Below are 18,987 nucleotides of genomic sequence, written 5' to 3' on the forward strand. Positions count from 1 at the left end.
CGTTGCCAGTCTGGCCGACTCGTTGCGGTTCGGAATCCTCTGCCCGTCGCTCGAAGCTTTAGGCTTCGAGGGTGACGGCACGTCCCGCATACGCCTTCGTGAATTGCGTATTACACAACGCGATTCACATAGCGCGTACTTGAAATATGGCAGTCACGACATCGGGGTGTCAATAGATGCCCACATCGGGACTACGGGCGGGCAAGCTCGTCGATCTTTCGTTCCAGCGCAGCGCGTTCGGCCGCGTTCGTGCACAGTGCGACCGCCTGCTGCAGGGCGGACTCCGCCTCCCCAAGCCGGCCGAGCCGTGTCAGCAACTCGCCCCTGACCCCAGGCAGCAGGTGCGAGCCGTTGAGTTCGCCCCGGGATGCGATCGCGTCGACCAGTTCCAGCCCGGCCGCCGGGCCCGATGCCATGGCCACGGCCACGGCGCGGTTCAGTTCGACGACCGGCGACGGCGCCAGCCTTCCCAGGGCCTCGTACAGGATGACGATCCGCTGCCAGTCCGTTTCCGCAACGGACGGGGCCACCGCGTGGCATTCGGCGATCGAAGCCTGCAGCCCGTATGCGCCGAGCCCGCGGCCGGCAGCCACAGCCTTCGCCAGCGCGGCGCGGCCGCGCCGGATCGCCGACTGGTCCCACAACCGTCGGTCCTGGTCCTCCAGGAGGACCGGCCGGCCGGACGTATCGAGCCTCGCGGGGAAGCGCGCGGCTGTCAGTTCCATCAGGGCCAGCAGGCCGAACACTTCGGGTTCCGGCGTGAGCCGCGTGAGCACGCGGGCCAGGCGGCGCGCTTCGCCGGCCAGGTCCATGCGCATCCAGGAGTCACCGCCGGACGCGAAGGAACCCTCCGTGAAGATCAGGTACACGACTTGGAGTACCGAGCCCAGCCGTTCTGGCACGTCGCGCGTTTCTGGCACGGCGAACGGAATGTGGGCGGCCGCCAGGGTCTTCTTGGCCCGGGTGATCCGTGCCTGGATGGTCGGCACCGGAACCAGAAACGCCTTCGCGATCTCGTCGGTGCCCATGCCGCCCACCACGCGCAGCGTCAAGGCGATCCGCGCTTCCCTGGACAACACCGGATGGCAGGAGATAAACATCAGCGCCAGCACGTCGTCGTCGATCGCGTCGGGGTCGAACAGGGAATCGGCTCCCGGAAGCTCCTCGGAGAGGTCGCGGGCCAGCAGGGCGTACTTTTCGTCCCGGGCGGCACGGCGCCGGAAGGTGTCCACCGCTCGGCGCCGGCCGGTGGTCAGCAGCCAGCCCACCGGCTCCGCGGGGATCCCGTTCACCGACCAGGACACGAGGGCCTCGGCCAGCGCCTCCTGTGCCAGGTCCTCGGCCAACGGGAAATCGCCCGTATAGCGGGCAAGGGCGCCGACGACGCGGGCGGACTCCATGCGCCACACCGCTTCGACGGCGGCCCTTGCCTCGTTGCTGCTCACTGCCGGTTCAGAGCTGGCCGGTTCAGAGCTGGCCGGTCTGCTCACGCCACGCGCGTTCCTTCTGGATCCATTCGTTGTCCTGCGGGAACTCGTCGATTGCGGGCACACGGCGGATCTCGGTCTTGGTTCCCGCCGTGAGGGGAGCCCGTTTGGCCCACTCGATGGCTTCCTGCTTGGATGCGACATCGAGGATGTAGTAGCCGCCGAACAGTTCCTTGGTTTCGCCGTAGGGTCCGTCAGTGACCACCGGGGTTTCGCCGGTAAAGTCCACCACGACGCCCTCTTTCGGATCATCCAGGCCCTCGGCTGCCAGCAGGACTCCGGCGCGGATCAATTCGTCGTTGAATTTGCCCATGGTCTCGAGGATTTCGTTGAAGTCGGCTTTCTCAAGATTGGCGTACGACTCGTCGGTTCCGCGCATGATCAACATGTACTTTGCCATTTCAATCTCCTAGGTTTTGGAAGGTCGCCCTCCGACCTTCTCACCCTCAGGTCGAACAACGGGAGGGTTAATCGACACAGGCCGTGAAAATTCATTGACTGTGGCCAATGGAGCCAGGCGGCCTAATGCCACGTGTGCGCTCCCCCGCCCAGCGGCCGATGCGGCCCCAGCAGCACGGTCTGGAATTCGAGACCGTGCTGCCCGTCGGGTGTCCTGCTGTCCTTTCCTAGGCGCCGTGCTGTCAGTTCGCCTCGGCGCCGACCCCTGCCCCGACGGCCGCACCGGCGAGCCGGAGCCAGGTATCCACCACGGTGTCGGGGTTCAAGGAGACGGAATCGATGCCTTCCTCGACCAGCCACTCGGCGAAGTCCTCGTGGTCGCTGGGACCTTGGCCGCAGATGCCCACATATTTGCCTCGCGCCCTGCAGGCCTTGATGGCCATACTCAGGAGCTTCTTGACGGCGGGGTCGCGTTCGTCGAAGCCGCCGGAGACAATCGCGGAATCCCGGTCCAGGCCGAGGGCCAGCTGGGTCATGTCATTGGAGCCGATGGAGAATCCGTCGAAGTAGTCCAGGAACTCATCGGCGAGCAGCGCGTTGGACGGAATCTCACACATCATGATCACCTCGAGCCCGTTCTCGCCGCGATTGAGGCCGTTTTCCGCCAGCAGTTCGATGACGCCGCGGGCCTCGTCCAGGGTCCGCACGAACGGGATCATCAGCTTGACGTTGGTCAGCCCCATTTCGTTGCGGACGAAGGACAGGGCTTCGCACTCAAGGTCGAAGCAGTCCCGGAAGGACGGCTCCAGGTACCGTGAGGCCCCGCGGAAGCCGAGCATCGGGTTCTCTTCGTGCGGCTCGTAGGCGGGTCCGCCAATCAGGTTGGCGTACTCGTTGGACTTGAAGTCGGACATGCGCACAATCACGGGTTCCGGCGCGAAGGCCGCCGCGATGGTGGCCACGCCTTCGGCCAGTCGCTTGATGTAGTAATCGCGCGGGCTGTCGTACGCGGCAATCCGCTCACGGATGTCCGCGGCGACGTCTGCCGGCTGCTCGTCCAGGTTCAGCAGTGCCTTGGGGTGGATGCCGATCTGGCGGTTGATGATGAATTCCAGCCGGGCCAGGCCCACTCCGTGGTTGGGCAGCTGCGCGAAGGTGAACGCCTGCTCCGGTGTCCCGACATTCATCATGACCTTGACGGGGGCCTCGGGCAGCTGGGTGATCTCGGTTTCCTCGACGCTGAAGTCCAGGAGCCCTTCGTAGATGGTGCCGGTCTCGCCGTCGGCGCAGGAGACGGTCACGTCGAGGCCGTCGGAGAGGGCGTCCGTGGCGTCCCCGGTGCCGACGACGGCGGGAATCCCCAGTTCCCGGGCAATGATGGCCGCGTGGCAGGTGCGTCCGCCGCGGTTGGTCACGATGGCGGAGGCACGCTTCATGATCGGTTCCCAGTCCGGGTCGGTCATGTCGGCGACGAGGACATCGCCGGTCTTGAAGGCGGCCATCTGGTCGATGGCCGTGAGGATGCGGACGCTGCCGGCGCCGATGCGCTGGCCGATGGCGCGTCCCTCGACCAGCACCCGGCCGGTTCCGTTGAGGCGGAAGCGGCTCAGGCTGCCGGGGGCCCGGCGCGACTGCACGGTCTCAGGGCGCGCCTGCAGAATGTACAGGCCGCCGTCGATCCCGTCCTTGCCCCATTCGATGTCCATCGGGCGGCCATAGTGGTTCTCGATGGCGACGGCGTGCCGGGCGAGCTGCTCGACGTCGTCGTCGCTGAGGCTGAAGCGGTTCCGCAACGAGGCCTCAACCGGCACAAAGTCAATGGTGCGGCCGATCTCGCGGCTGCTCGTGTAGGTCATCTGGAGGGCCTTCTCGCCCAGACCGCGCTTGAGAATGGCGGGCCGGCCGGCCTGCAGCGCGGGCTTGTAGACGTAAAACTCGTCCGGGTTCACGGCGCCCTGGACGACCGCCTCGCCCAGGCCGTAGGAGGACGTGACGAACACGGCATCCTGGAACCCGGACTCCGTGTCCATGGTGAACATGACGCCGGAGGCCCCGACGTCCGATCGCACCATGCGCTGGATGCCGGCCGACAGCGCCACCTCGGCGTGCTCGAACTTGTGGTGCACGCGGTAAGCGATGGCCCGGTCGTTGTAGAGGGACGCGAACACGTCCTTGATGGCGAGCAGGATGTTCTCGATGCCGCGGACGTTCAGGAAGGTTTCCTGCTGCCCGGCAAAGGAGGCATCGGGAAGGTCTTCCGCGGTAGCGCTGGAACGGACGGCCCAGGAGAGGTCCTCAGAACCGCCGTGCTTGTCCACCAGCTTCCGGTAGGAGTCCCGGATCTGCGCTTCAAAGTCCGGCAGGAAGGGCGTCTCGCGCATGAGGGCCCGAATTTCCTGCCCTGCCGCGGCCAGGGCGGTGACATCATCGGTGTCCAGGCCGACCAGCCGGTCGGCGATCTTCTGGTCCAGGCCGGAATCTGCCAGGAAGTTGCGGTAGGCATCCGCGGTGGTGGCGAAGCCGTCGGGAACCTGGACGCCGGCAGAGGTCAGGTTTTGCACCATCTCACCAAGGGAGGCGTTCTTTCCGCCCACCCGGTCCAGGTCCTTGAGTCCGAGTTCTGAGAACCACAGGATGTCTGTCGTCATAGTTACTGCTCCTTTGCAGATGATGGCACGCAAGTGCGCCGCCCCGCTCGCGGCGATGGCCGGTTGCTGGGCGCAAGTCCTGTCCACACTGACAGGTATCCAGCGCTCTTTCCATATGACGTGCGCCACACTGGGTTTGTGAAACTTTTCCCTAATGCTTGAGATTCATCCGCTGCAAGATGGTCGCGGCCATTTCCTCCACGGACACCGTGGCTGAATTCAGGTACGGAATCCTATGGGAGACGTACAGCTGCTCGGCGCTGCGAAGCTCAAAGCCGCACTGCCGCAGCGACGCGTAGGGTGAGCCGCGGCGCCGTTCGGTGCGGATTTGGCTCAGGCGCAGGGGGTTGGAGGAGAGACCGAAACATTTCTCAACGAAAGGCCTCAGCGGCTTGGGGAGCCCCTCCCGCTCAAAGTCCTCGTCCACCAGCGGGAAGTTCGCGGCGAAGATTCCGTGTTGCAGCGCCAGGTACATGGTGGTGGGTGTTTTGCCGCAGCGGGAGGGTGCCACCAAGATGACTTGGGCCTTTTCCAGCGCGCGCAGGCTCTGGCCGTCGTCGTGCTCCATGGCGTACTCGACGGCGGCCATCCGGGATTGATACCGCTCGGCATTGCCGAGGCCGTGGGCCCTGCCGGGTTCCCCGCTGGCCAGTGAGCCGAGGGCCTGCTCCAGCTGTCCGACATGGGTCCCGATGAGATCCACGATAATCCCCTGGCACGTCGCCAGGACATGGCGGATGTCGCTGCTGACAGCCGTGGAAAAGACGATCGGCCGCGGGCCGGTTGCGGCCAGCGTGTCGATGGTACCTACCACGGTCTTGGCCTGTTCGACCGTCGTGATGAAGGGGACCGTAATGCGGTCAAAGTTATTAGCGGGGAACTGCGTCAACAAGGTATTGCCGAGCGTTTCCGCGGTGATGCCGGTACTGTCCGAAAGGAAGTAGACAGGCCGAAGATCGTCATTGGTCATGAACGCATTCTCCACCAGGAACGGTCCCCGCCCGGCATCGGGCAGCCGGCGGGTCCCTACCCGGCTTCCGGACACAGACGTAGACTGCTCGCGTACAACGCCACCAACTGTCGCAGGAGATGGACATGAGCTATGCGGGCACCGGTAACGAGAAGGCCGTCGCAGCAAGCGACCTTAACCGGACACATATCGGACTGACCGTGAGCTTCCAGCCGGACGAATTCACCGTGGTCTTCGGCCGGATCGGCGCCATTGCGCGCAAGGAGGGCGGCGTGACCATCGCGCTTGCAGGAGTGGACGGCACGGGTGGCCTGCCTTCCCACTTCAGCCTGCCTCCCGCCCAACAGGTCTACGTCCAGCCGGACATGCTCACCAATACGGAGTCGACCATCAAGGACTTGTTTGGCAAGGTGCAGGAGAATCTGCGCAGCCACAAGGGAGACCAGCGGCCCGACGCCGTCTAGGGATACTTCCGTGTGGCCTTTCTCTGGTCCGCGCGGTCCCTTCGAACCGGCGCCTTGCCGGAATGCTGCTGCGGTGAACATGTCTCGGCGGGCCTAGGAGCTTTGATCGGCCCTGCTGACCGGACGGCGCCTATGCTGGCAGCCACTACAAGGGCAACCGCTATGACGTCGATATATCCGAACTGCTGCCCGAGAACCACAAAGCCTGCCAGTGCCGCCACGGCCGGTGCCGTGCAGGTCAGCACCGAGAACGTGGCGGCCGGGATTCGGCGCAGGGCCATGAGCTCGAAGGAGTATGGGACAGCCGTCGAGAGCAGCGCGACGCCGAGGCCAAGGCCAAGGATCGCCGGCTCCAACAGGGCAGTCCCCGCCGTTAGCATCGCGCCAGGCAGCGAGACGATCGCCCCGACGGCCATTCCGAGGGCCAGGCCGCCGAGCCGTGGGAACGTTGCTCCGGTTCTGGCGTTGCACAGGATGAATAAGGCCCAGCACGCCGCCGCACCGAGGGCGAAGCAGACACCGGCAACGTCGAGATCGGCCAGCCCTTCCTGTCCCAGCAGGGCGACCCCGATGAAGGCCAGCGCCGCCCACAGCATGGATTTGGCGCGTCGGCTGGCCACGACGGATAGGACCAGCGGGCCCAGCACTTCGATGGTGACTGCCGTGCCCAGGGGCAGCCGTGCGATGGCTTCGTAGAACAGTGAGTTCATCGCTGCCATGGTCACTCCGAGCCCGATTGCAGCCCGCCAGGCCCTTCCACTGTGCCCGTGCAGCCTAGGCCGGGCAACAGCAAGAAGGATGATGGCCGAGAACGCCAGGCGCAGCGTCACGATGCCTAACGGCCCGGCTGCGGGAAAGACGAGCACAGCCACCGCTGCACCGAGCTGCTGGCATAGCACCGCGGCCATCACCAGCACGGTCGCCGGGACGTAACCGGGGGCCGGCGTGCCGGGCAAGGCCCGGGAAGTCGTCATTTGCATAGTTCCAACGTTAGGAAAGTCAGCACGCGGCGGGAAATGCCATTTGAGTTGCTGTTATAACCTAGACGCATGAGCGTTGAGGCGCGGCATTTGAGGGCATTCCTGGCAATCGCCGAAGAGGGCGGATTCAGTTCCGCTGCGGCCGTGTTGCGGGTCAGCCAGCCAGCGCTGTCCCGGACGCTGCGGCAACTGGAAGCACACCTTGGCGCCACTCTGTTTGACCGCTCGACCCAACACGTCGCCATCACCCCTGCCGGCGAGGCCCTGCGTCCGCGCGCCGCCGCCGCGATCGCCGCCCTCGACGCGGCACTGGACCCCGCAGGGACACCTGTCCGGCCGATGCTGCTGGGGTATCCGTGGTCCGCGCTCGGCCGCCGGACTGGACCCCTGCTGCGCCGCTGGCGCGAACTGCACCCTGGAACGCCGGTGGAATTGCACCGCGTGGATGACCGGTTCGGCGGTCTGGCCTCCGGGCGTGCCGACGTCGCCCTGATACGGGGGGATACACCCGTGGCCGGGGGCCCGGCCGGCATGCGGCAATGCGAACTGGCCGAGGAGCCCCGCTTCGCTGTCCTGCCTGCCGACCACGAACTGGCCGGCCGCGACGAGGCGCGCCTGGCTGACCTGTCCCACGAGGTTGTGGTCGTCAATACGCTCACCGGGCTCACAAGGCTGGACCTGTGGCCGGTGGGGATACGTCCGAAGCACACGGTGGCCACGGACAATACTGACGACTGGCTGCTCGCGATTTCCTCCGGCCGTGGCATTGGCATCAGCGGCATCTCGACTGCGGAAACCTACCAGCACCCTGGGGTGGTGTACCGGCCGCTTGTCGACGCGCCACCGGTCACCGTGTCACTGGCATGGCTGGAACCGGTGTCCCACACGGCGGTGCCGGAGTTCGTGAAGTTCATGGTGAACGAAGTGCCGCCGGACCTCGCAGCGGACTAGGACCGTCAGCCGGGCAAGGCCCGAACATGCAAAAATTCGACGCGCGGGTAGCCAGTCCCTGGGCATTCGACGCCGACGCTTCTGTATCGGTACCCGCCATGTTCTCAAACCCCTCTGGTTAGCGGGCCGGCGCGATCTACACTATCTGGATGGAAGCTACGGTCGGCGGAGTGCCTGTGCAATATGCCGAGTACGGCAGGGGCACGCCGGTTCTCGCCCTGCACGGCGCGGGGGTGGATCATCGCGAGATCGCCGGCGCTCTTGAACCGATATTCTGCAACGTTCCCGGCTTTCGGCGGCTGTATCCGGACCTGCCGGGGATGGGCCGAACCCCGGCGCCCGAGACGATCACGAGCAACGATGACGTCCTGGACATTCTGCTCGGCCTGATCGATAGCACCATTGGTGACGAACCGTTGCTTGTGATGGGCCAGTCGTACGGTGGGTACTTAGCCCGTGCGATTGCCGATCGGCGACCCGAGCAGGTTGTGGGACTGGCGTTAATCTGCCCGGTGGGCGCGCATACGGGCAACGTGCCTGAGCACGAGGTTCTTGTTTCGGCGGCCGACCCGACCGGCGAACTGGGCCCGGAGCTCGAGGCCTCTTACCGTAACTACTTCGTGGTGCAGACGTCTGAAACGCTGAGCCGGTTCCAGGAGTTAGTGGCTCCCGCAGCGTCACTCGTTGACGAATCGGGCCTGATGCGAATCTTTTCGAACTGGGAGCTACAGGATCGCCCGGACGCGGCGACTACTTATCCTCATCCTGTCTTAATACTTGCAGGGCGACAGGATGCAACTGCCGGGCACACGGGTCCGTGGGAGCTGACCGAGCACTACCCCCGCGCCACCTTTGCTGTACTCGATCGCGCCGGCCACGCTCTGTTCCACGAGCAGCCCGCCCTCACGCAGGCCCTAGTGGTCGAATGGCTCGCGCGCGTGCGGGAGCACTCCACGACGTGAAGTAGTCGGCCAGCCGTCAAGGATCGCTCATCCCGACGGGGGCGTGAACTGGCTGGCGGTAAACTCCGCTCCCTGGGGGTCCCGGATCAGTGCCGTGCGCGTCCACTCGGTGTCGTTTTGGCTAAGGACTTGGGCGCCGAGTCGCTCCGCATCAACCACCGTCTGGTCCCGGTCGGCAACGGTGAAGGAGACGTGCCAGCGCGACGGTTCCGCGGGGGCGGTGGTCGCGATCCAGGCGATCGCATCCTCGAAGCCAGGCGGGGCGGCCAGCCCTGACTGTCTGGCCCTGATGCCCGGATCGACTGTCGCCTCAAGGTGATCACCATAACCGGGCCTGCGGATCATCATCGCAAAGCCGAGGTCGTCGACCTGCCAGCCGAACGCGTCCTCGTAAAACTTTATGGCCGCGCCGGGGGTTGGCGTGTGGAGATCGCTGAAATTCCAGGCCCCTGGCTGATTGACCACTTGTGCCCCGAAGCGTCGCCTGGCCTGCCAGATGCGGAACTCGGCGCCCTCCGGATCGGTCAGCGCCGCACTGCGGCCGCCCTCTCCCGCATCAGCAGGCGCCGTTCGCACCGCAGCGCCGGCAGCGACCAGTCGCTGCACTGCGACATCCGCGTCCTCGACGGATACGTAGGTACTCCACGCCGCGGCACCTTGAGTGCTGGCCACCCCAGCGACGTCCTGGCCGTCGAGCTTTGCTATCAAGTAACGGCCCGGCGCTCCCGCCGGCATGGCGTCCTCGAACGTCCAGCCAAAAATTCCGGCGTAGAACACGGCGGCCGCCTCGACGTCAGGCTGCCCGGTGTCGATCCAACACGGAACGCCCTGCGGGTAGGTCCGTTGGGTCATGTCTCGCTCCCGTCCATGGACAAAGCCTAGCGAGCCACGATCCGGCCGGGTACCCACCCGCCATCTGGTGAGCGGATCAGCCGAAGGCCTCCTGCACATGGGCCCGGATGGCGCCGATCACCGGCGCCGATCCCTGCGTGCGGTAAACATCGATTGGTCTGGAGCCAAGCTGCACGTTGGGGCTGCACATCCAGAGCATGGCCTGGGCCGGCGTGAAAGCACAGTGGAGGTGCCCTATGAGGGCGTCCAGGTCCGCAAGCTGGAGCCGGCCAACCGCATTCGGCGCATCCTGGCCCGATGTCCAGCGATCCAGAAGTTCCACATCGACGCCCAGCAGGGGTGCCGCAGCATCCATGCCCAGCGAGTTTACTAGCCGTTCGGCTATTGCTGCCGGGCTATAGCCAGGGGCGTCCCTCAACTCCGCGAGACTGGCGAAAACGGTGGTGGCAGACAACGGCGGTTCTTCAGCACCCGTGTCCTGCAGCTGTTCCATGACGCCATGCTATTTATTGGCGTCCCCTTGGAGTAGGGCCACAGGGCCTCCTGAGCTCTGGTCATCCATGGGGTCTGCCGGAAGGGAGGACTGGAGTAATTTGCCTGCCTCAGCATTCAGGTTCCGCAGAAGGTCCGGTAAGGGCCAAAGCTTTCCGGGGCGGCAGCGGCGTAATGCTCGAGACCGGGCCGCTCGTCGAAGGGTAAGGCTACCGCGTCCATCAACCGTTCCAGCGGACCCGTGTTCCCGCCGGTAGCGGCGGTCAGGGCTTCCTCCACCAGATGGTTCCGCGGGATGTAGACGGGGTTGACTCCGTCCATGGCGTCAGCATCTGGCGCCAAGGCGCGCCAGCGCCTTACCCAGGCATCGAACCCTGCCGGGTCCAGAACCTGGCCCCGCGCAGGTTCAGCCTGGCCGCGGGCGGCTTTGCCGAGGTGCCGGAAGAACGATGTGTAGTCCGCCCGTGACTCCTGAATCAGGGCCACAAGTTCGTCCACAAGAGGCGACGTCACTTCGTCGTCGGGCCCTTCACGGAACCCAAGCTTGGCCTTCATGCCTGCCGACCAGGCCGCACTGTACTGCAGGCGGAACTCACTGAGCGCTTCCACCGCGAGGTCCACCGCCTGCTCCTGGTCATCGTGAAGCAGAGGCAGGAGGGACTCCGCGAGCCGGGCAAGGTTCCACTCCGCCACCACCGGCTGATTGCGGTAGGCGTAGCGTCCGGTCTCGTCGATCGAACTGTAGACGGCGGCAGGGTCAAAGCCTTCCATGAAGGCACACGGCCCGTAGTCGAGGGTTTCACCCGAAATCGTCATGTTGTCGGTATTCATGACCCCGTGAACGAACCCTACGAGCATCCACCGGGCCACCAGTGAAGCCTGGGCTGATATGACCGCCTGGAATAGTGCGAGATAACGGTTCTCGGCCTCCGCGGCGGCCCGGTGGTGACGGGAAATTGCGTATTCCGCGAGGCGGCGAAGAAGGCCGATGTCGCCCGTGGACCGGGCGTACTGGAAGCTGCCCACGCGCAGGTGGCTGCTGGCAACCCGGGTAAGAACGGCGCCTGGCAGGAGCGTCTCGCGCTGCACCGGACGCCCCGTCGCGACGACGGCGAGGGATCGTGTGGTGGGGATATTCAGCGCGTGCATCGACTCACTCACGATATATTCGCGCAGCATAGGGCCGACCACTGCCTGGCCGTCGCCGTTTCGCGCAAACGGCGTGCGCCCTGATCCCTTGAGGTGGATGTCGCGGAGCTGCCCGTCCGCGTGGCCGATTTCGCCGAGCAGGAGTGCGCGCCCGTCGCCCAGACGGGGTGCGTACCAGCCAAACTGGTGGCCGGCGTAGGCCTGCGCCACCGGGCGGGCCTCCGCAGGGATGGCGTTGCCGATCAGCAGAAGCAGACCCTCAGGGCTCCGGAGAAAAGCCGGATCGAGACCTAGCTCGGTGGCGAGGCGCTCGTTGAGCACCAGAAGGTGCGGGTCGGGAGCTTCCTCCGCGCGCCAAGGAATGGCCATCTCCTTGAACTCCCGGGCGAAGCGGCCATCAAATGTGGCGGTTGAATGCGCGATGTCACTCATCTATCAAGGATACGGGCGACGCCGTCAGCAATGTCGCTTGGCCACCTCCACTCGCCCGGGATCCTGACAGGAGAGAACCGCCAACGAGGCCGACGCGATTGTGCCGCCGCGCCGGTTCACGATCGCGGGGTCGATGTCCCAGTCGTCAGCAGGATCGCCGGGTGCGTCGCCGAGTTCATCACGGGGATTCCAGCTGGCCAGCAGGACCAGCGCTCAGCAAAGCAGGGCTAAGCGCGGAGATGCGGAGGTTCTTTGGTAATTTTCTCGATATCGGCCGCGGTGACTTCGATCAGCTGATGCGCCAAGTCGGCCAGGGCGCGTGCGGTCGCCAACTCGTCCCCGATCTCCGGGACATCGGAGTCTATCGGATTCAGCCTGGCCAACCCGACACCTTCCAGTTCGGCCCGGTTCTCGGCCCTCAATCGTGCCGTGGCCCGCGTTTGGTTTTCATGTTCGTCGATAACGATGTTCACCGACCAACTCTTCTCTTGCATGGTGCTCGCCTCCCCGATCCGACTTCCACGATGCCAAGCTCGAGGCCGGCCGTCAAGGTACACAAACTTCCCCTGTGGAGGGGGTTCCCCCGCACCGGTCCCCGGCATACGTGGGACAGGGTCACAGGACTACGTGTTGAGGTCCCAGTGGACACGGATCGCCTCTGCAATCGGTCCAGCAGTGATATCGACTCGGAAAGCAACGGGCGCGGTCCCTGTCTCTTCGATGACCACGTCATGGTAAACGCGGCCGCATGAGGGACACAGGGTGTAGAGATCCTCGTCGTCAGGCCACGTAGCCAGTCCTGCGGGCGCTGGCGCGTTTCCGCCGATGTGAACGGGGATGCCTTGTGAGTTGGCCTGAATCAATCCCTCGTTGCTGACGGTATTGCCGCATACGCAGGTGATGGTGGTGACGTCATGATCTATGACATCAGCGAATTCGGTGTCCATGCTGAGCTCCCCGGCGTTGGAAGAAAGCGTTCTGTCGTGGATTATGCCTGCGGACCAGCTTATGGGGCTCGTCCTAAAGTCAGCTGTGCCGCAGGCTTTGAATCAACCAGTGCAATGGTCTGCTGAAAATGACAAAGCCCTGGCATGCCCATCCTGTCACCCCCGTGACTTCGCTGTCCCTAATCAATATATTCATGACCGCCAACCTCATGCGGCCAACGCTTTTGGCGCATTGGTTCCAACCAGTCAGCAATGACAGCCGCGTTCCGCGCACGCTTGCTGCTCCGCTCTTCTCCGTTTCGAATACTGCGGTAGGGCGGATCAAGTCACGCTGTTGAGGCCGCTGTTGCGTCCCGTCATCTGGAGCGAGGGCGTCCTAGCTTTCGCACTCGAGGCAGTACGAGTGGCCGTCTTTTTCGCGCGCCAGCTGGGACCGGTGCCGGACCAGGAAACAGGAGTAGCAGGTGAACTCGTCCTCGGCCTGGGGAATGACCTGAACGGTCAGTTCCTCGGCGACAAACTCCCCGCCAGGGGTCATGGCCTCATCCAGCGCGTCGGACTCGTCCAGCTCACGGACGACGCTGCGGGCATCCGGTGCGTTAGCGGACTGCAACGCCTCCAGGGACCGGTCCTGTGATTCCTTGACGTCGGACCGGACTTCGTCGTAATCGGTTGCCACTTGAGTCTTCTCTTTTCGGGTGTTCTTCTCTGACCAGACTTTAACGCACACCACGGCTCCCCTATTCCCGGGTCGCGGGACCGACATGCCGCGTCCTGCAGCCCGGCGACTCGCTGGCCCGACCCGCCCCAGATGCGACCCTGCAGATGTGGGAGAGCGATCGATATGCGGACTCGCGCACCAAGGCGGTGTTGCCCGTGCCGCGGCCGCAGTCGCCGCAGTGCCAGCGTATCGCCATCGCTCCCCCCGTGTGCCGCGCACGGCCACGTGCCCGGTTGCGTGTCTTCGGGCTCGATCACGGAGGTTCCGCCCGCGGCTCGGGCCTTCTGATGAAATCCATCGACGTCCTCGACCAGAAGATATAGTCCCTGGCCGGTTGATCGACCGATAAAGGGCGGCCGCTGGTCGCATGGAAAAGCCCGGACCAGCATGGTCCGGGGCTTGCCTGGGCGTCTGTTAGCGCCCGATGCTGACAGTGAGATCCAGATAGATGTCGTTATCGGCGACAAAGCGGTCCTGGAGGTAGCGGGCAAGGCTCGCGTCGGTGGCGGTGTGCACGCTTTGCGCGATCGCTCCGCACAGCACCGCCTGGGTGTCGGTGGACTTGACGACGTCCAGCGGCGCCCACCCGCGGTGGCCGCCTGTAAGACGTTCTATATCCGTGCGGAAGGAACGCCTGTGGTCTTCGCGGACGGTAGCGCGCATGGTGAACGGGATAAAGGGAGTGGGCAAGGAGGTCCTTTCACGAGGCAGCCGTTCATCGACGCCCCAATCTAGACAAGACCTCTGCAGCGCCGGCTATTCCTCGTCAGCAGCCAACGAGTCCAGAATCACGGCGCAGGAATAGTCGCCCCGCTACCTTGAGCGCGAAACCGGGCTGCCCGGGCACCTGACGATCTGCCGACTGGTCAACGATCGCCTTGACGTCGGAACGTTCGCGACCGGATTCAGCCGCAGACCCTGCCCCGCCCTGTCCGGTCGCAGGCCTCTTCCGCCGCGTGCCCACGGGGCCTACACTCTTGAAATCGAATCGAGTGCAGGCTCCGTTCCGCTGCCCAGCTTTGGGGAGCGGAAGTTTTGACAGGCCCGGGGCCGCCCGGTTGGATCGGAAGAGGCGCCGACTGGTTGGCGGACGGCCGACGCAAGCGCGCTAAAAGGGAGAAGTGCGGCATGAGGATCCTCGTCGATCTCACTAAATGCCAGGGCTACGCCCAGTGCGCCTTCCTCGCCCCGGACGTCTTCACGATTCAGGGGGACGAGGCACTGACCTACAACCCGCACCCTGACGGGGCGCATCTCACGAGGCTTCGGCGGGCCGCCGCTGCGTGTCCGGTTCAGGCCATCCGGCTTGAACAGCCGGACGGGCAGGACACGTCGCTGCACCCGGCCCCACGACCGGCGACGGCTACTCCGGTCGAAGACAGCGGGAGAACTTTTAAGAGGACTGGACGGATCGTCATCGTGGGGGCATCGATGGCGGGGCTGCGCGCGGCGGAGCGGTTGCGCGAGGAAGGGTTCACCGGATCGCTGACTCTGGTCGGCGAAGAGCCGCACGAGCCCTACGACCGGCCCCCGCTGTCCAAACAGGTCTTGGCCGGGTCGGCACCCTTGGAAGACACTTCCCTGCCACGCCGCCGGGACATCCGCGCCACTTGGCGGCTGGGCATGGCGGCGACCGGGCTGGATCTGGCTGCGAAGCAGCTCCACCTTGCCGACGGCGATCGAATCGGATTCGACAAGCTGTTGATCGCCACCGGCCTGCGGGCACGGCCATGGCCTAACCCTGTCGAGGCGGCCCTCGCAGGAGTGATGACATTGCGCACCCGGGAGGACGCCGCAACCCTGCGACAGCACCTCGCGGGGCGTCCGCGTCGGGTGCTGGTCATCGGCGCCGGGTTCATCGGTTGCGAGGTCGCGTCCGTGTGCCGGGAACTCGGCCTGACGGTCACGGTGGCAGAAGCTGGCCCGGCTCCGCTCGTCGCTGCCCTTGGCGCGGTGATCGGCGCAGTCGCCGGGGAACTGCAGCTCGAGAATGGCGTGGACCTGCGGTGCGGCGTCCGCGTCCTGGCCCTTGAGGGTGATGCCAGCGGACAGCTGCGCCGGGCCATTCTGTCCGACGGCACAACGCTTGAGGTGGATGTGGCGGTCGCCGCGCTGGGCTCCGTCCGCAATGTCGAATGGCTCGCAGATTCCGGCCTGGCGTGCGGCGTATGGGGCGTCGCCTGCGACGCCGGCTGCCGAGCGTTCGACGCAAACGGGTTGGTCACCGATGACGTGTTTGTCGCCGGCGACATAGCGCGCGCCCCGCAGCCGATGTACGGCTATCAATACCTTGCCGTCGAGCACTGGGGGAACGCCATCTCCCAGGCCGAGGTCGCGGCACACAACATGGTCAGCGGCGAGACCGAACGGTGGCCCCACTTGGAGGTGCCGAAATTCTGGTCAGTCCAGTTCGGCACCGAAATAAAGAGCGTCGGGGTACCCTCGGTCGCCGATGAGGTAGCCATCGTCCAAGGATCGGTGGACACGCGGCGATTCCTGGCCGTCTATGGCTACAAGGGCCGCATCGTGGCGGCGGTCGCCTTCAACCAGAACAAGTGGCTCGACTTCTACGAGCCGCTGATCGAGCAGGCCGCACCCTTCCCGCCGGCGTTCCACCACATCGATGAGTCAGACCAAGCCCGGCCCTTGCCGGCCGGGTTCAAGCCCGCGGTCAGCCCCACCCAGGACGCGACGGTCGTTGTGACCGGCCACGATCCCAATGAACGCCGCGCCAGACTGACCAACACCGCGGCCGGTGAAACGCCTTCACGGAGACCCACAGGCACCGCCCCCCGATCGAAGGAGCCTTCACCATGACCCAGGCCAGCATCTGGGAGCGAATCCTCGACTTCTCCAACCGGGCTAACCCCTACCCGTTTTACGACGAGCTCCGCAGGACCCCCGTGACGCGGCTTCCGGACGGAAGCTACCTCGTAAGCACCTACGCGGAGATCGCCGCCCTGCTGCACGACCCGAGGGTCAGTTCCGACATCAACCGCAACCCGGCTGCCGCTGCTGCTGGCGCCACTGCCGGGGACGACGGGGAAGGTCCGGGCATGTCTCCGACTTTCCTCAGCATGGATCCTCCTGATCACGACAAGTTTCGACGGATCACCATGCGCCACTTCGGACCGCCTACGACGCCGGGCAGGGTCGCCGGGATGGAGGCGAGGATGGCGGAAATTGTCACCGACTTGGTCGACAACATGACGGCCCACTCCCGGATCGACGTCGTCGATGATCTGGCGTATCCGCTGCCCGTCACGGTGATCTGCGAATTGCTTGGGGTGCCACCGGGCGACGAACAGCGCTTCCGGGTCTGGGTGGACGTAGCCCTGCAATCCACGGATCCCGAACTCGATCCCGAAACACAGCAAGAAAAGAGGGCCGAGGCTGGCAAAGAACTGCGCGCATTCATGGAGGAACTGGTCGAAGCCCACCGGCGGACACCGGGCCCGGACCTGCTCTCGGCGATGGCCGCCGATGACGGCCCGGAAGGCCGCATGCCGGACGAACAACTGGTGAGCACCGGGCTTCTTCTGCTCATCGCCGGACATGAAACCACCGTGAACCTCATCGCCAACGGCGCACTGACGTTGCTCCGCCACCCGGCCGAACTCCAACGGCTACGCAACGATCCTGACCTTGCCATCCCGATGGTCGAGGAATTGCTCCGCTACGAGCCGCCCGTCCATTTCGTCCCCTTCCGCACAGCCCTTGACGACATCGACATCGCCGGCACCACCATCCCCGCCGGCGCCAGCCTCACATTGGTCCTGGCCTCAGGGAACCGTGACCCCGCCCATGTCACCGACCCCGACCTCTTCATCCCGGACCGGCGCAACAACCAACACCTCGGCTTCGGCGGCGGCATCCACCTCTGCTTCGGCGCACCCCTGGCCCGGCTCGAAGCCCAGATCGCCCTCACCGCTTTCGCCACCCGGCTCGAGAACCCGCGGCTGGTCTCCGATCCTCCCCCATACCGGCCGAGCCCGTTCCTCCGCGGTCCCTCGCATCTCCTGATCGACATCGACGGCATCGCCGCTCGTCAATAGTCACCAGCGAACAGCGAAGCATGCCGTCGACGAGGGAGGCGGCGGCGCGGAAGTGAAGCTTGCCGGGGTATCGGAGTTGGGCCGGTCCGGCTTGAGTTACCTGGCCAGGGAATCTTACGACTGCTGCAGAAGCCTCCACGGGAGCCCCTCGCCGTCTGCGTTAGCCTCGAAACAGCCTCTTGCACGCGGGTTCATGGATCCCGTGGCCGTTCGCCGGGGAAAACGATTCCGAGCTGGTTCCTGATGGCATCGGCGACTGCCATGGTTCGGATGGATTCGGCCAGCGGCCGCTGCGGGACTTCCAGCTGCCCTGCCACAATGGCACGGGCGACGGCGGCGGCCTCGTAGTGCAGGCCCTCAAAGTGCGCTCCGGCCGGCTCCTCATAAGCCAGCCGGGTTCCGTCCGGAAAGCGGACGCTGAAGTTGCCTGGCATGTTGAAGGGACCGTCAATGGTCAGTGAAGCCTCCGTGCCCACGATGGTGGCCGACGTCGGCGTGAAATTGTGCAGTTGCGTGTTCATCATGGCCTGGCGTCCGCCGGCAAAGGACATCACCGCTGAAAGCTGGGCGTTGACTCCGGATTCGTGCGGTTCACCGAGCGCCAGGAGGCGGTCCGGTTCGCCGAGGATGGACGTGATGAGCGAAAGCGGATAGGTTCCCAGATCCAGCAGAGGCCCGCCTGCCAGGGCCGGGTCGAAGATCCGGTGGCTGCGGTCGAAATACTCACCGTATTCAGCAAAGACCGTAGTGAGGTCCCCGAGCATTCCGGTGTCGAGCACTTGCCGGATGACGTCGAACTTGGGCAGGAAGAATGTCCACATGGCTTCGGCGGCGAAGAGGCCGGCCGCGGCTGCCCGGCTGGCGATGCCTGCCGCCTGTTCGCGGTTGATGCCGATCGGCTTCTCGATCAGGACGTGCTTGCCGGCGTCGAGCGCCATGAGGGCAGCCTGGTAGTGGAAATTGTGCGGCGTGGCCACATAGATGATGTCGACGTCGGCGGCCGCCAGCTCCTCATAGCTGCCAAAGGCTGCAGGGATGCTGTGCCGTCCGGCAAATATTTCGGAGCGGTCCAGCGAGCGGGATCCGATCGCGGCAATCACCTGTGAGGTGTGCGCCTGGACGGATTCCGTGAAGCGTTCCGCAATCCAGCCTGGCCCCATGATCCCCCACCGGAGCGGAGGCGCGTCGCGGGAGTCCGGAACCCGGGACGCTGGCAGCGAGCGGTTACCGGTCATGTTAGATCCGCCTTAGTGTCGATATCGATTTTCACGAAAGGCGTAGTCTCCTTCGCATACTTTGTCCTGACATAATAACAAGTCCGATTCACGTCAGACAAGCCCGGCGGCGCCCGAAGTTCCAGGAAACTGCCGCATCGCAGGCATCGCTTCCCCACGCGGCGCCGTGCCACTTCGCCCTGCACGCGCACCAGGGACGTCCATCGCGGCGCCCCTATTCCTACTTTGGTCGAATGTCAGCAC

General features: G+C 65.1%; 18 protein-coding genes. 5 read left to right on the forward strand and 13 right to left on the reverse strand.

Going from position 1 to position 18,987, the window contains the following annotated elements; translation table 11 throughout:
* Positions 1-191: 191 nt before the first annotated feature.
* The 4 genes from AC1D2F_RS16055 to AC1D2F_RS16070 form a co-directional block, all read right to left on the reverse strand.
* Complete coding sequence (locus tag AC1D2F_RS16055; protein ID WP_476967169.1) at positions 192-1,445, reverse strand: RNA polymerase sigma factor; 1,254 nt, start codon at positions 1,443-1,445, stop codon at positions 192-194.
* Positions 1,446-1,467: 22 nt separating this feature from the next.
* A complete protein-coding gene (locus tag AC1D2F_RS16060; RefSeq protein WP_229993051.1) occupies positions 1,468-1,887 on the reverse strand; it encodes a YciI family protein in 420 nt (139 codons plus the stop codon).
* A gap of 241 nt (positions 1,888-2,128) precedes the next feature.
* Positions 2,129-4,534, reverse strand: a complete 2,406-nt coding sequence (gene ppsA / locus AC1D2F_RS16065) for a phosphoenolpyruvate synthase (RefSeq protein WP_229993052.1) — start codon at positions 4,532-4,534, stop codon at positions 2,129-2,131.
* 151 nt (positions 4,535-4,685) lie between these two features.
* Complete coding sequence (locus tag AC1D2F_RS16070) at positions 4,686-5,504, reverse strand: pyruvate, water dikinase regulatory protein (RefSeq protein ID WP_229993053.1); 819 nt, start codon at positions 5,502-5,504, stop codon at positions 4,686-4,688.
* A gap of 125 nt (positions 5,505-5,629) precedes the next feature.
* Here AC1D2F_RS16070 and AC1D2F_RS16075 point away from each other — a divergent pair, with 125 nt between their 5' ends.
* The gene (locus AC1D2F_RS16075; protein WP_229993054.1) at positions 5,630-5,968 is read left to right on the forward strand and encodes a hypothetical protein; all 339 of its coding nucleotides are present in this window, start codon (positions 5,630-5,632) and stop codon (positions 5,966-5,968) included.
* Here the strand turns inward: AC1D2F_RS16075 and AC1D2F_RS16080 are convergent.
* Positions 5,965-6,942: an EamA family transporter gene (locus AC1D2F_RS16080; protein WP_476967170.1), complete on the reverse strand. Its 978-nt coding sequence runs from the start codon at positions 6,940-6,942 to the stop codon at positions 5,965-5,967. The two genes, AC1D2F_RS16075 and AC1D2F_RS16080, sit on opposite strands and share 4 nt — an antisense overlap.
* A 75-nt stretch (positions 6,943-7,017) precedes the next feature.
* On the opposite strand from AC1D2F_RS16080, the gene AC1D2F_RS16085 reads away from it, so the two are divergent.
* Together AC1D2F_RS16085 and AC1D2F_RS16090 are read left to right on the forward strand one after the other, a co-directional pair.
* On the forward strand, positions 7,018-7,899 hold the full coding sequence (locus AC1D2F_RS16085; RefSeq protein ID WP_476967171.1) for a LysR family transcriptional regulator: 882 nt from the start codon (positions 7,018-7,020) through the stop codon (positions 7,897-7,899).
* Positions 7,900-8,048: 149 nt separating this feature from the next.
* Positions 8,049-8,861: an alpha/beta fold hydrolase gene (locus AC1D2F_RS16090; RefSeq protein WP_229993056.1), complete on the forward strand. Its 813-nt coding sequence runs from the start codon at positions 8,049-8,051 to the stop codon at positions 8,859-8,861.
* 27 nt (positions 8,862-8,888) lie between these two features.
* Here AC1D2F_RS16090 and AC1D2F_RS16095 read toward each other — a convergent pair whose 3' ends face one another.
* The 7 genes from AC1D2F_RS16095 to AC1D2F_RS16125 all read right to left on the reverse strand — a co-directional run bounded on the left by AC1D2F_RS16095 (position 8,889) and on the right by AC1D2F_RS16125 (position 14,144).
* A complete protein-coding gene (locus AC1D2F_RS16095) occupies positions 8,889-9,713 on the reverse strand; it encodes a VOC family protein (protein WP_229993057.1) in 825 nt (274 codons plus the stop codon).
* Between the two features lie 76 nt (positions 9,714-9,789).
* On the reverse strand, positions 9,790-10,206 hold the full coding sequence (locus AC1D2F_RS16100; RefSeq protein WP_229993058.1) for a hypothetical protein: 417 nt from the start codon (positions 10,204-10,206) through the stop codon (positions 9,790-9,792).
* Positions 10,207-10,322: 116 nt separating this feature from the next.
* Entirely contained in the window at positions 10,323-11,786 is a 1,464-nt protein-coding gene (locus AC1D2F_RS16105) for a protein adenylyltransferase SelO (protein ID WP_229993059.1), read from the reverse strand.
* Positions 11,787-12,013: 227 nt separating this feature from the next.
* Positions 12,014-12,259, reverse strand: coding sequence for a DUF1876 domain-containing protein (locus AC1D2F_RS16110; protein WP_229993060.1), 246 nt, complete (start codon positions 12,257-12,259; stop codon positions 12,014-12,016).
* 150 nt (positions 12,260-12,409) lie between these two features.
* Positions 12,410-12,733: a hypothetical protein gene (locus AC1D2F_RS16115; RefSeq protein WP_229993061.1), complete on the reverse strand. Its 324-nt coding sequence runs from the start codon at positions 12,731-12,733 to the stop codon at positions 12,410-12,412.
* A 376-nt stretch (positions 12,734-13,109) separates the two neighbouring features.
* Positions 13,110-13,412, reverse strand: coding sequence for a DUF4193 domain-containing protein (locus AC1D2F_RS16120; RefSeq protein WP_229993062.1), 303 nt, complete (start codon positions 13,410-13,412; stop codon positions 13,110-13,112).
* Between the two features lie 456 nt (positions 13,413-13,868).
* The gene (locus AC1D2F_RS16125; protein ID WP_229993063.1) at positions 13,869-14,144 is read right to left on the reverse strand and encodes a hypothetical protein; all 276 of its coding nucleotides are present in this window, start codon (positions 14,142-14,144) and stop codon (positions 13,869-13,871) included.
* A 438-nt stretch (positions 14,145-14,582) separates the two neighbouring features.
* Here AC1D2F_RS16125 and AC1D2F_RS16130 point away from each other — a divergent pair, with 438 nt between their 5' ends.
* Both AC1D2F_RS16130 and AC1D2F_RS16135 read left to right on the forward strand, forming a co-directional pair.
* Positions 14,583-16,271, forward strand: coding sequence for an FAD-dependent oxidoreductase (locus AC1D2F_RS16130; RefSeq protein ID WP_229993064.1), 1,689 nt, complete (start codon positions 14,583-14,585; stop codon positions 16,269-16,271).
* Positions 16,268-17,509 (forward strand): cytochrome P450, encoded by a 1,242-nt coding sequence (locus AC1D2F_RS16135; protein WP_476967172.1) that lies wholly within the window; start codon positions 16,268-16,270, stop codon positions 17,507-17,509. The genes AC1D2F_RS16130 and AC1D2F_RS16135 overlap by 4 nt, the downstream gene beginning before the upstream one ends.
* Before the next feature lie 191 nt (positions 17,510-17,700).
* On the opposite strand, the gene AC1D2F_RS16140 is transcribed toward AC1D2F_RS16135, so the two are convergent.
* Positions 17,701-18,744: a Gfo/Idh/MocA family protein gene (locus tag AC1D2F_RS16140; protein WP_476967173.1), complete on the reverse strand. Its 1,044-nt coding sequence runs from the start codon at positions 18,742-18,744 to the stop codon at positions 17,701-17,703.
* Positions 18,745-18,987 lie beyond the last annotated feature (243 nt).

This window comes from Arthrobacter sp. P1_B3 (assembly GCF_056406615.1).